The following is a 14,010-nucleotide window of genomic DNA, read 5'->3' on the forward strand; positions in this document are numbered from 1 at the left end:
ATTTTGGATTTTAGATTTTGGATTTCGGATTGATGCTACAGATGAATCTAAGGGTTATTCAATGGTGGGTAAGGGTAGGGTGAAGCAAAATGTGCTGCCTTCACCTAAGATACTTTCGGCCCAGATTTTGCCACCATGTCGCTCAACTATACTGCGACAGATTGCTAAACCTAAACCGGTGCCTCCTTTTTCGCGGGAGTCGGAGGCATCAACTTGCTGAAATCGCCCAAAAATCAGTTCTAGTTTATCTGCTGGAATGCCTCGTCCGCGATCGCTAACTTGGAACAGCACAAAGTCTGTCTGGTTTTCGGCACTCAGATGAATTGTAGAATCGGCAGGTGAGAATTTAATCGCATTACTGAGCAAATTTGTTAAAGTTTGGACGATCGCATCTCCTGTTGCCCAGACTTCTGCATCCGTGGGGGTAACGATTAATGAGATCTGCTGTTGAGTTGCGATCGCCTGAATGCTATCTACTGCTTGCTGCATCAAATCGGCAGCTTTGCAAACGGTTTTCTCGACAATTGCCCGCCCGGAGTCTAGGCGCTCCAAATCTAAAATATCATTAACCAGGTTCACTAATCGATTGGTATCCAGGAGGGCAATTTCAATCATACGTCTAGATTTTTCGGGCTTTTTATCATAAACCCCGCTTTTTATTAGTCCCAATGACATTTGAATTCCTGTCAAAGGAGTGCGAAGTTCATGGCTGACAATGCCAATGAACTCATTTTTAATGTGTTCGAGCTTTTGTCGTTCGGTAATATCTTCCCCAATGCTGATAGTTCCAATGATGTTTCCCTCTGAATCTTGCAGCATGGTATTGTTCCAGGCAATAAATCGTTCCTCACCCGATTGGGTCAAGATGGGATTTTGATAATAGGGATGATATTTCTGGGCTAAAACTTCCGAAAAAACAACTTGAATCGATTCTTGATTAGAACGGGGTAAGAAGTTTTCAAACCAATTTTTCCCGATAACTTCTGGGTGAGTATATCCTGTGAGTTTTAAGAAAAAAGGATTAACATAATTAACATTTCCCCATTGATCGAGTCCGACAACAATCAACTGCACGTTATCCAAGAGCGATCGCCAGCGTCGTTCGGCTTCTCGGATCGTGGCTTCGGCTTGCTTACGTTCTTGCAGTTCGACCTGAAGTTGTCGGTAGAGTTTGGATTGCTGAATGGCGATCGACAATTGGCTGGCAATCTGTTCAAGTAATTCTATTTCCCAGGATTTCCATTGACGAGGTGCAGTATTTTGGTAGATAGCTAACAAACCCCAGAGATTTTCCCTCAAAAATATCGGGAAAACTGCATAACTTTTTGCTTGCAATTTTTCCAGTAGCTCGATATGACAGGGTTGAATTTCAGCGCTATAAATATTATTAATAACAAGAATTTCCTGATTGCGGAATCGACCGCCGTGAGTTTCTTGCAGATAGGTATCTACACAATTTTTTTGAAGATCGCTTCCTATCAGTTTTCTCCAACCCTCACCAACTGACTCCACGACAAAATCACCAGTCCAATCAGGATTAAAGCGGTAAATGGCAGTGCGATCGGCTTGTAATGTCTGCCTGATTTCAGTAACAGCAGTATTTAGAACGGCATTCAGATCCAAAGATTGGCGAATCCCTTGAGTAATCCTCCAGAGCAAATTTTCCTTTCGGGATTTCTGTAGTAAGGCTACTGCCGCCTCTTGTCGAAGTTCTTCGAGGTGCTTCGCTACTGTGATATCTTGATGAACGGCCACCAGAACGTCGCCATACTCGGAATGATTGAATACAGAGCAAGTGGCACTACACCAAAATGGAGTCCCATCTTTCTTGACATTCTGAACTTCATAGCTGAATTCACTGTTTTGGAAAACGGCAGACCGAATAGCTTGATTTACCTCTTCAGGACTTACCGATTCGCTGCCATAGTTGAGAATCGCAACGTGTTGACCGTTAAGTTCACCAAAGTCATAGCCAAACATCCGCTCAAATTTAGGATTGGCATAGACAATGGCTGCATTATCTGCTCTTACTAAACAAATGCCTTCCGCCATATTGCGGGTAATGACAGCCTGAAGCTCCAGCATTTGTTCGGCTTGTTTCAGTTTAGTCAGATCGCGCAGACTGACGATTACCCCTACAATCTTTTCGCCTATATCACGTAAAGGCGTATAGGTAACGCTCAAAAATTGGCTGACTAAATTGGGAGAGTCAAACCAGTTTTCAGACTGAATTGTTTCGCCCGCCAAACATCTGTCTAACCTAGGTTTAATCAAGTTATCGAATACGTCTGCATCCAGGATATTTCTAACAGAATTTCCTATAACTTCGCTTTCAGATTTGTTGCACCAAGTCAAATAAGCTTGATTAACTATTTGATAAATATAGTTGCTATCCATCAGTACAATCATATCTGTTGTATGAAATAGGATTCGTTCATATTGGCGAAAGGCTTCTTCAGTAAGTTTGCGCTCGGTGATATCAAATACGCTAGAACGACTCATCATGAAGTTACCTGCTTCATCATAAATTGCTGTAGCACTTAAGTTGATCCAAATAAGTTTGCCGTTTTTATTCAAAATCTGAAAATCTAAATTTTCTAGCCATCCTTGTTTCTTAAATAAGGGAAAGTTTATATCAAAATTTTTTTTACTTTCCAATGTCATTAAATCCCTATAATTTTTCTTATGCAAAATTTCATCGCGGGTATAGCCTAACCACTTCAGTTCCGTATCATTAATCATAATTATTGTTCCTGCTGCATCTAGGGAATGATAGCCACAGGGAGCATTATTATAGAGGTCTTCAACTTGATTGATATATTTTTGCAAGCTATGGTTGACTTCACTGAGTTCTGCTGTCCGTTCTACGACTCGTTGTTCGAGTTCAGCATTGAGTTGTTGTAGGGCAATTTCTGCTTGTTGGCGCTCCCTCAGTTCCGTTTGTACTCGCTCAAATAAATCAGCTTGCTGAATAGCAATTCCCGCTTGAGTTGCTAGCTGTCGCATGAGTTCAATTTCTGATGGTTGCCATTCGCGAGGTTTGGCACACTGATGGGCAATCAATAATCCCCAAAGTTCTTCTCCCTCAAGGATAGGAATAACCAGGTTAGCTCTCACTTGAAAATTTGCCAGGAATTCCCGGTGACAAGTATCAATTCCGGCAGTATAAATATCTGATTTAGAGGTGAATAAGCCTTGTTTGAAGGGTTCGATATAGCTTTCACCCACGCAAGGATCGTGTATCTGAGTGGATAAGATTGCTGTCCATTCTGAACCAACTGACTCTACGACCACCTTTCCGCTCCAGTCTGGAGCAAATTGGAAGATAATTACCCGATCGCATTGCAGAATGTTTCTGAGGTCAGTTACCGTAGTGTTGAGAATATCTTCTAGTTTAAGGGATGCGGAGAGAGAAAGTGCTGTTTTAGCCAGGATTGGCTGTGGCTGTTGTTGCCATTTCCCATAATCTTCATCAGTATGTTCTATCATGAATCTACTTAATTAATTACATTTTTTACATTGAGGCAAAAACCGGGTTTTTAGCCCTTGTGCGTAATACCAATTTAATGTGAAGTTGCACATATCTCGATCCCCCTCGCATACCCCTGATTGTTGGGGAGTAGGGGTTGACTTTGATCGGAATCTTGTCCCACCCCCTACTCCCCTCCCGCGGGGGGCGCCAGGGTGATCGGATTCTACGGGGCCTCATAAAAAATTGGTATAAGTTTTATTTAAGTATTCCCACCCTGAAGTACAGGACGAGTGCGCTTGATTCGGCTGAGTACCCGCGTGACTAATTCAGGCCCTAGTACCGGCTTGGTAATAAAATCATCGGCTCCCGCTGCAAAGGCTTGTTGGAGAGATTCTGGATCGGTATGGGCTGTCACCACCAAAATCGGTAAATTTTCCCATTGGATATCCTGTCGGACGACCTGACACAATTCTAAGCCACTGACGATCGGCATTTCTAGATCCAGCACTACTAAATCGGGCTTAGTGCTAATTAACACCTCCCAAAATTGCTGTGGTTCTTTGAGAGTTGTCACCTCAATTCCCCAAGGAGTCAGTAACGCTGATAATATAACCAGCATCACAGGGTCATCATCTACGATTAAGACTTTGGCTTCTGAAGTTTTGGGACTCGGTAGAACACGAGCGATGGCTCGAAAAATTTGCTCGGTGGTTGCAGGTTTGTGGAGAAATTGCTTAGCACCTAAGCGCGATACTGCCAAGCGATCGGCAAGACTATCTCGTCCGGTAAAGACAATTATAGGAAGAGTAGGTGATCGCTCGGTCAGTTCTCGCAGTAGCGTCAATCCATCTTCCTCTGTCTCTGCAAAACTTAAATCTAGTAACATCACATCGGGCATTGACAAGGCAAGATGCGATCGGGCAGCAGTAATATTCGGCGCAATTTTCATCCGCAATCCCCAAGCTGCGGATTCTACTTTCAATCGCTCCGTTAATGCAGCATCATCATCAACTACCAAAACCCGATAGTTGAAAATTGAAATAGTAGAAACTGGTGCAGCCGTTGATCTAATAGGTGTTTTGGCTAATTCCTGCTGTAATCCTGTCACCAATTCCGAGAAGCGGGTAATTTCCTCAGCAGTCAAAGAGCGATATTTTATTAGCAAATTCTCTGCCGAATGTGCCAATTTAGAGCCTTCTGGATAACCAAAAGATCCCAGAGAGCCAGCCAATTTATGAGCTTCTTCTTTTGCCGCTTGCTGTAATTCTGTTGCTAAATTTCCTGCTAATAGAGCAGTTTTTGCCTGTTCCAATAGAGCAATTTGTTGGTTAAAGCCTCCCCGAAACCGCTCTAACACTTTGTCGCTCTCAGACTTATCTACCCCGCGAGATTGATGTTTTTGGATACTCTTTGTGGCTAACTTTTTTAAGTTAAAGGGCGCAGATTGGGGGTACGGTTTAAGTCGATAGCCCATGCCATAAACTGTTTCAATAATTTCTTCAGTTAAGCCGCCGGCCTTCAATTTCTTTCTGACATCCTTAATATGAGTGATAATGGCGCGATCGGTTGGTGCGTCATCAAATCCCCACAGCCGATCCAAAATGGCACTGCGGCTAAAAATGCGATCGGGATTTCGCAGTAATAATTCCAGCAGATTATATTCGGTCGGTGTCAGTGAAATTATTTGTTCGCAAAATGTCACTCTACCAGACTCTAAATCTAAACAAAGCTCTCCCCAAGTCAATGTATTAGCCGCTGAATTCTGAGTAGAACCTCCTGGGGAAAGTGCTTTACTGCGTCGCAATAAAGTTCGTATCCTGGCCAGTAATACTTCCGTAGCAAAAGGCTTGCTGATGTAATCATCGGCTCCCGCATCGAGAAGAGCCACCACCTCCGCATCTAAATCCTTAGCCGTGATTAACAGGATCGGTTTGCAGTAGCCTTGCGATCGCAATTGCCGACATAGACTAATTCCATCTAGTTTGGGAACCTGCACGTCTAACAAAATCAGGTCATACTCAATTGCTGCTGCCAAGTCTAGGCCCACTTGTCCCTCATTTGCCAGATCAAACCCGTAATGATTTGCTTCCAACACCTTTACCAGTGTTGCACTCAGCCCTCCATCGTCCTCTACTAGCAGAATTTTGATCGGAGACTTCTTCATTTTGGCTGTGCGGTGCAATTTCCATGTGATCGACGCGCTTTAATGTCAGGCCGAAGCGTGGCTTTTCACTAAATAACTGCTACTTATTACTACTCCTTTTATCTTACCATTTTTGCAGTCCCATCACCTAAAAATTGCTGTCACTTCCGCAGTTTATACCAATTTAATGTGAAGTTGCACATATCTCGATCCCCCTAAATCCCCCTGATTGTTGGGGAGTAGGGGTTGACTTTGAGAAGAATCTTGTCCACCCCCTACTCCCCCTTTGTAGGGGCGGACACGGGGAGTAGGGGTCGCACCGCCCCTACAAAGGGGGGATCGAGATATGTGCAGCCTCATACAAAATTGGTATTAGATAAAACCGATCGCCCTTTCCTTCATCTGCGTCCATCCGCGTTTATCCGCCTGCATCTGCGGTTGCTAAAAAGCGATCACCCCCAAAAAGAGCGATCGCCCTCCCAAACAAATTATCCTTCATCCTCCGACTTTACAGCAGCAGGAGGACGCCCAGAAATCACAATGAATCCCACAGACTCAAGAGTCATGTGCGGGCGGCGAATCCCAGCTAAAACCGCTTGACTCAACAAACTTTCGGTATTGATTTCATCAGCTAAAACCGATTCTAAAAGTTGTTCGGATTTAGACAGTCGATTCAATCGCAACTGCAATTGATTCACCCGGTTTTCGAGTTGGATAGCAGCAGTGACAGCGAAACTATTGCACATTTCCACAAAAGGCGATCGCCCGCGCAGCAACTCCTCAGATACCACCCGTCCCTTTTGACAAAAATCATCCCATTCTAGCGGATCGACAAAACTGTCAATCAGCGACGTGCGATTTTTCGACAAATTATAATCCCGATTCGGCCCGCCTTTCCCCTTATAATCCCGCTGCAAAATCGCCAGAAGTTCCGCATCTTCCACCAGAGACATTGGCTCGCTGCGAGCATCTACAAACACAGTTTCAAAAATTGGGAGAAACAGAGCATCAGCGCGGCGCTGCAAAGCTTTCAAGTTGTAATTTTCGATGTTTTGTGCTTGCAAAATTTGCTGAGCAGGCTGCACATCAGTCTGGATTGAATAATTAAACTGAAAGCCAAACCACTCCTTCCCAGGCTCCGCATCCCAACTTTCATCATGCCGCCACATGGCAAAAGCTTGACCGCGATCGTCCCAGCGAATATAAGAGCTAATTGCATCGATCAATCCCTCACCAATGCGGTAAAGAGCGACATCCGCATTCTGATGAGCAATACGGCGATTGTAACTACCATATTGCTGGCAATAAGGAACCAATCTGGTCATCAAATCCTTCGAGGGAATTAACGTTTTTTGAGTAGGTTTATAGCGCATCAACCCCGATACACTCGGATGTTCGATTTGTTTGAAGTGAAGAGCTTGACACAACCAACCTTCAGTAGCCCGCTGCATTTCTTTATGCTTAGCATCGCAGTTATCGAGAGATTCAAAATACTGAGATGCACTGTCATCAAGAGTATCAATTTCATCGAGAACGTACTGTTCGTCAATTTTGATTTTCTCTTGTTCGATTTCAGTTTTAATCGCTTCAATTTCGCTGGATAAGCCCTTGCCTCCCTCAGCAAACAACTTTTCTTCAAGTTTGAGAAGTTTTTTCTCAGCATAAAACTGAAGGCTGGCAATAGATTTGTTGAAGATATCAAACCCATCTTTTAAAACTTGAAACCAAGCTTCGTGGGGACTCTCCGGCAAATCCGGGCCTGCAAACAAACAAAATTGCACTCCCATTTTGCTGCCAATGCGATCGACTCTGCCGAGTCTTTGTTCTAACTGATGGGGAAACCACGGCAAATCGAAGTGAACTAACCAATCTGTCAATTGCAGATTTACCCCTGCTTCTGCCGATCGATCGCACACTAAGATAAAACAATGGGGTTCAGTCTTAAACCGCTTGAGACTAGCCTCAACATCATCAGCCGATTTGGTCATGTCATGGCTGGCGATCGCATTTTTACCAAAGATTTTAGCTAAATTTTCCGCAATCTCTTTACAAGTTGCAGTAAAACTGGTAAAAATCACAATTTTCGGGAAACGCTCGCCCGGAATCGGTCGTTTAATTTGCTGTTGAATTCTCGACAGCAAATCGCGAGGCTTGCTGTGATACTCGCGCGGAACCTTCAAAGCAACTGCGAGAAATCGGAGAACCGCGATTCGTAACAAACTCAGTCGATCGAGCCCTTCCTGGGGCTTTTCCAGGGTGTTGAGCAAGGTTTCCAGCATTTCCCTTTCTTCGGGAAACAGCTCCGTTTTGGTCAAAATTGCCGTGTCGTTTTGTCCAAATTCGCGATCGAGTTCTGGAGTCGATTTTTTCTGCAAGCGAGCTTTAACAACCCGTTCTAAAACATTCAGCCAAGTACCAGAAGCGCGGAAAAATAGCAGAAAAATTCTCTGATATTCGCTCGACTTGGGAGCGACTGTCCGCCATTTATCGAGTACGGTTTGAATTTCCGACCACTGTTCATCATTCAGATCGTACTCGGTTTTGGGGACAGCCTCTCGCTCGAAAATCACATCTTCAACCGCATCCCGGCGGTTGCGAAGGATGCGACGATGGAGGCGGTAGGTATCGCTAACATGAGTGCGAATAGTTCGGACAAGCCGAGCCTGTTCTGCGGTTTCTTTCGTTTTCAAACAACTTTCTAACTCTGTTGCTAATCCGATTAAATAATCATCTTTGGCAAAAATAGTACGGAGTTGAGCGAGTTTTGTTTGCAAAACAGCAGGCTTGGCATTTTCTCGAAAATCTAGCAAAGCGCGACCGATTTCTTGACGGTTTTGTACCTGTTCTTTGAAATTCTCCAGGTCATCAAGACGGTAAGTTGTGGGATCTAACAAGTGCAGCATCGTTAGAAAATCTTGCTCATGGCCGAGAACTGGCGTTGCAGATAATAACAATACATTTTTGCTTTTCTGAGCTAGTTTCTCACAAAGTTCAAACGACTGCTGCTGAGTACGATCGCTCGAATGTGCCATTGCCGCCACATCATGCGCTTCATCCACAATCAGAAAATCTAGGTTAGCGTTGCGACTAATTTGATTGATGTCGCTAACAGCAGCAAGCTGCACTCGGTCAGCAAAATGAGACAAATAGAATTTATTTTCTAACTCCTGCCGCCACTGTTCGAGCAGGTATTTCGGAACCAGCACCACAGCGCGTCCGTTGGGTTCATCTAGCAGAAATTGGCGGAGAATTGTCCCGGCTTCTACTGTTTTTCCTAGTCCTGGTTCGTCGGCTAATAAATAGCGCACGATTGGGTCTTCTAGGACGCGCCGGACGACTTCAACTTGGTGCGGATAGAGGTCTATGTTAGCAGAAATTAAACCCGTCATGCCGCGGCTGACGGCCCGCTGTTCGATCGCAGATTGAACGAATGCCAATCGGCGATCGTGAAAATACGGCGTTTCTTGGCCTTTGACTGCTAAAATGTCGATCGGATCGGCGATCGGGATATTGCAGCGAACGTAAAGTTCGCTTTCAACAGCTTGCAAACTTTGGCTGTCGGGGAGGTCAATTTCGTACTCTAATTTATCTTCATCCCAGTCATAAACTCGACCGATAATCCACCTTTCCTGAGTGGTACTCCAGAGGTAGCAGCGGGTTTGGCGCTGAAGTATGGCTTCTTGCAGTAGAGTTAAGGGCACAGTTTTGCGGATGCGGTTTTTAACTGAGCAAAAATATTCAACTACCGCCTCGGTACGCGATACCTCGACAACTTTTCCGACTCCCAAATCGTTTCTGGGCGATCGCACTAACGAACCAACATCAATCATAGTTTCAGCCTGACAATACTTACTAGAATACACTAACGCCTTTCACGTTAAAAATTTTAGCAAAATGCGATTTTTGCCGCCGTCACTTTTCTAGTCAAATGACAGCAAATCTTGTATTCTGAGAAAAATAAGTTTAGCATGGTAACTCACATTTTGCACCATTCTCAAGAACGGGCATCTTGCCCGTTCCACAAAAGATAAATTTTCTTGTGGAACAGGCAAGATGCCTGTTCCTAAAAGGCTACTTGAGAATGGTGCAACCTATGAATTAAAACTCACATTTTGCACCATTCTCAAGAACGGGCTCTTCGGCCCGTTCCACAAAAGATAAATTTTCTTGTGGAACAGGCCGAAAAGCCTGTTCCTAAAAGGCTACCATTTTCTGTCCCAAGAAAACGTAGTGAAACAATCTCAAACCCTTGATTCAACGCCCTTGAATGCGTAAGTCCTGAATAACTAATTACGAGGAAGGAAAAATAACGCCTAGATTACCAGATTCCCATTTCGGATATTTCTGCATCACACTGCTATAAATTTCCGAGTCTGTGAACCCTGCTAACCAAGCTTGTAGCGGCGGCCAAGGCTGTTCGTTGAACCAAGTTTGATCTGTATGAGCGAATTGACGAACAAAAGGTGCGATCGCCATATCAGCCAATGCTACATTGTTACCAAATAAATATTTAGTCGCGCTTAACTGTAAGTTAAGTTTTTCCAGGAATAAAGAACCTTCATAACGATGTACTTGGGCATCAACACCGGGATAACGATCGGGGTACTTATAACGGTCAAGATGATATTTAAATCTATCATCAAATAGAGCGATTAGTTCCAGCATTTCTGTAACCGAACCTTGCTGTGGCATCAACCATTTTTCAGGATCATGTTGTCTCAATGCCCACAACATGATATCGATACTTTGATCGAGTACCCGCCCGTCAACATCAATTAATATTGGTACTGTACCTTTGGGAGATACTTCCAACATCTCTGGTGGTTTGTCTCGCAAAACAACTTCCCGTAACTCACACACCCGATTGCTAACCATCAAGGCCAAGCGCGCGCGCATAGCATAGGGACAGCGGCGGAAGGAATACAAAATCGGGTATTTTGCTGACATATTATATCAATTCCGGTTGCACCGGAATTATTGTTGACTGTTGACTGTTGACTGTTGACGGGCGGGTCGAAAAACTGAATAGTTGAGTGTTAACTGTTGACTCGATTTTATTATTGTGATGCAACCGGAAACAATATAATTAGTCGATCGCGCGATCGGGTTTTTCGGGTCAAAAACCCGGTTTCTTTCGATATTTCTCGTCGTCAAACAAGATTTTTCCGAGAAACCGGGTTTCTTTGAGCTTAGTGAATAATACTATTAGTCGATCGCACCATCTACTTTTTCCTTCGCATCGTAGCGCGCGCCTATATGTACTTGGTTGCGACGCTTAGCAAGCTCAATCTGACGTTGACGTTCAGATAAAGCTTGTTTTTTGGTTTCAGTTTTGGAGTCATGACAATGAGGACAACTCACACCAAGCACAAATAATTCAGAAGCCTTATCTTCCTGACTAATCGGGTGACGACAACCGCGACAAAGTTCATAGTTACCCGGCTTTAAGTCCTGACCAACAGAAACCCGTTCATCAAACACAAAACATTCACCTTCCCAACGACTTTCGGCTTCCGGCACCGTTTCCAAATATTTTAAAATTCCGCCTTCGAGATGATAGACTTCCTCAAAACCTTGACTACGCAAAAAAGCAGTAGATTTCTCGCAGCGAATACCACCCGTGCAAAACATTGCCACCTTGGGTTTATTGCGTAAAGCAGTTTCCCGCCGCACCCATTCAGGTAACTCAGAAAAGCTTTTTGTTTTGGGATTAATAGCGCCTTCAAAAGTACCCATAGATACCTCGAAGTCGTTACGCACATCAACCACGACAACATCGGGATCGTCAAGCAGCTTATTCCACTCATCAGGCTTAACATATTTGCCAGCCATGAGGCGGGGATTAATGTCCGGTATTCCCATCGTGACTATTTCGCGCTTCAAGCGTATTTTCAGACGGTAAAAAGGTGCTTTTTCCGAGAAAGATTCCTTGTGTACCAGATCCGCAAAACGCGGGTCACTACGCAAGAATGCCAGCACTGCGTGTACGCCCTCAGACGAGCCGGCAATAGTGCCATTAATGCCTTCTTGGGCCAGCAAGATAGTGCCTTTGACGTTGTTGTTGTTGCAACAATCGAGTAGCGGTGCTTTCAGGTCAGCAAAATCAGGTAGTTCAACGAACTTATATAAAGCAGCGGTTAAGAAATAAGCCATATATCGAATGGATAAGAGTAATTAAATTTCATAATTAAATTATATGAAAATTCAGTCAAAGCGGGCGGTGGGACTCGAACCCACGAGGTTCAGCGGAAGAGGTAAGCATCACTCATGGAACCCGATACTGGCAAAGGGTTACATCCTCCGAGCTGATTTTTGTATCCCGTGTGGTCTCCAAATTGTCTCCAAAGGGCTAACGTTGTCCTGTCGATTTTGAAATTTTACCATGACCCCTACGTCTAGTAGAGGTGCGGAATGGGGGTTAAAAGTACCACCCAAAAAGTCGAGGGCTGATTTGGCGGATATGGAAACTGTGTTGGACGTATTGGCAAGTCTAGGCACTTGATTGTCTCCAATTTTGTCTCCAAATTGTCTCCAAGCAGCCATCAACAACCCTGTATTTGTCTCCAAAAACTCTGTATTTATCTCCAAAACATCCTTTGCAATCACGGAAAACAAGCCCTAGAAACGCCAAAACCCTTGATTTATCAAGGGTTTTAAATACTGTTCGCGCAAGCGGACGGTGGGACTCGAACCCACGACGTTCAGCATGGGAAGCTGACATTCTACCGCTGAATTACGCCCGCGCTTAGTGTTTTTTAGCTGTTTTCACTTTGTAGCAATTACGCTCAAAAACGACTATAAAACATTATACACCTATTTTCTGATTTGGATCAGGCGATTTTGAGTGTAACAGGACTTAGGCACTCCGACCAAAGAAACCGGGTTTTTTACCGAATCTAGCGGTTTCAACAAAGTATTTTCGTAAAAAACCCGGTTTCTGAGCCCCATGCGTAAGTCCTGTGTCCATTTTGCGATCGCCCCTCGCCCCTCCACCGCACAAAAAAAGTCCTGCACCAAAGGCAGGACTTAATCTAACTTAAATTTCTTAGTCTCAAGCGAGAGGGACTTCGTTTGACAAGAAGCGGTTTCAACCGCCGATCGATCGAGGGCGATCGAACTTTGCCGTTAGACGAAGCGCAAAGAGTTGCTGTCAATAGCCAGGAAAGAAACTGATTGGACGATCGCAATCAATTCATCCGAGCCCGAAGTCTTCTTAAAGATAGCGGTTCCAGCAGGCAATCCTTCGGGTGAAGCACCTAACAGGTAAGTGCTAGGAGCACCTTGAAGTTGGAGGATATCTTCAGTCGGGTTGAAACCGACAATCAAAGCGTAGTCGCCTGCGCCAGTGCCGGTATCGTTGCCATCGTTGTAATAGAACTTGGTGGCATCTCCCAGCAAGAAAGTATCATTGCCTTCAGCGCCAATCAGGGTATCGATTTCGCCGCGCCCTGGATTAGCAGCAGTGCCGTCAACGCCGCTGAGAATGTCGTTGCCTTCTTTGCCGTAGAGGAAATCGTTGCCAGTACCGCCCAGCAAAGCATCATTATCTTTACCGCCGTACAGGGAGTCGTTTCCAGCGTCGCCGGCTAAAGTATTGTTGCCTAGATCGCCGCTGATGGCATCGTTACCGCCGCCGCCATACAAAACGTCCTCACCTTTTCCTCCTAACTCGATATCGTTACCCTCGCCTCCAATCACGGTGTCATTGCCGTCGTTGCCAAAGAGGAGATCGTTGCCGTCGTCGCCAAATAAGGCATCGTCACCTTTGCCTCCGAAGAATGTGTTGTTTTCGCTATTGCCGATTAAGCTGTCGTTGCCTTTGTTGCCGTAGACGGGACTGTTAGCGTCGATCGCAACGATCACGTCATTGCTGTTACTGCCGATATTCCCTGACGCTGAACCTGTCGGTGCGGGTGCGTTTGTGAGTGTGAGTGCGATCGGAAGTGCGATCGTCTGAGTCGGTGCCGGAGTGAAAACGGGTGTAGGTGTTGTAGCCGGTGTGGGCGTTGTAACCGGTGTGGGCGCCGTGGGTGGCAGCGGTGGGAGTGCAACCGGTGTGGGCGCTGTGGGTGTCGGCGCCGTGGGTGTGGGCGCCGTGGGTGTGGGCGCCGTGGGTGTTGGTGCTGTGGGTGTTGGCGTCGTGGGTGTTGGCGCTGTGGGTGTTGGCGCTGTGGGTGAGTCTGGTAAATTAGCAGCCAGAATGTCGCTACCAGAGAGGTTGTTGATGGTTTCGATCAAACCCGCACCCGCGAGGGTTGGGGATGCACCGAAAAAGTCTAAAATCACCAAGTCATCCGCAGCCTTAGCTATCCCGTCTTTGTTGATATCAACTACCAGACTGGTACCTTGCCGCCCTAAGCCCAGAGTTCCCGCTGCCAAGGACAGAGAAATATTG

At 45.2% G+C, this 14,010-nt stretch carries 6 protein-coding genes and 1 tRNA gene; all 7 read right to left on the minus strand.

Features of this window, described 5'->3' with window-relative positions; all coding sequences use genetic code 11:
* Positions 1-54: 54 nt before the first annotated feature.
* Positions 55-3,489 carry a PAS domain S-box protein gene (locus QUB11_RS10830; RefSeq protein ID WP_333390506.1) on the minus strand — a complete coding sequence of 1,145 codons (3,435 nt, stop codon included), beginning with the start codon at positions 3,487-3,489 and terminating at the stop codon, positions 55-57.
* Between the two features lie 242 nt (positions 3,490-3,731).
* Positions 3,732-5,636, minus strand: a complete 1,905-nt coding sequence (locus tag QUB11_RS10835; protein WP_333390509.1) for a response regulator — start codon at positions 5,634-5,636, stop codon at positions 3,732-3,734.
* Positions 5,637-6,103: 467 nt separating this feature from the next.
* Positions 6,104-9,478, minus strand: a complete 3,375-nt coding sequence (gene dpdE / locus QUB11_RS10840; protein ID WP_333390511.1) for a protein DpdE — start codon at positions 9,476-9,478, stop codon at positions 6,104-6,106.
* Positions 9,479-9,905: 427 nt separating this feature from the next.
* Complete coding sequence (locus QUB11_RS10845; RefSeq protein ID WP_333390514.1) at positions 9,906-10,562, minus strand: glutathione S-transferase; 657 nt, start codon at positions 10,560-10,562, stop codon at positions 9,906-9,908.
* Between the two features lie 258 nt (positions 10,563-10,820).
* Positions 10,821-11,768 (minus strand): oxygen-dependent tRNA uridine(34) hydroxylase TrhO, encoded by a 948-nt coding sequence (trhO, locus tag QUB11_RS10850; RefSeq protein ID WP_333390517.1) that lies wholly within the window; start codon positions 11,766-11,768, stop codon positions 10,821-10,823.
* 518 nt (positions 11,769-12,286) lie between these two features.
* Positions 12,287-12,358, minus strand: a tRNA-Gly gene (locus QUB11_RS10855).
* A gap of 382 nt (positions 12,359-12,740) precedes the next feature.
* On the minus strand, positions 12,741-14,010 hold a 1,270-nt coding region (locus tag QUB11_RS10860; protein ID WP_333390519.1), incomplete at its 5' end, for a calcium-binding protein.

The organism is Microcoleus sp. B6-A1, from assembly GCF_036705085.1.
GTDB lineage: Bacteria > Cyanobacteriota > Cyanobacteriia > Cyanobacteriales > Microcoleaceae > Microcoleus.

Excerpts from the sequence above, each read along its gene's own strand:
- QUB11_RS10830 (WP_333390506.1), bottom strand. The coding sequence starts at position 3,489 with ATGATAGAACATACTGATGAAGATTATGGGAAATGGCAACAACAGCCA.
- QUB11_RS10835 (WP_333390509.1), bottom strand. The coding sequence starts at position 5,636 with ATGAAGAAGTCTCCGATCAAAATTCTGCTAGTAGAGGACGATGGAGGG.
- QUB11_RS10845 (WP_333390514.1), bottom strand. The coding sequence starts at position 10,562 with ATGTCAGCAAAATACCCGATTTTGTATTCCTTCCGCCGCTGTCCCTAT.
- trhO (WP_333390517.1), bottom strand. The coding sequence starts at position 11,768 with ATGGCTTATTTCTTAACCGCTGCTTTATATAAGTTCGTTGAACTACCT.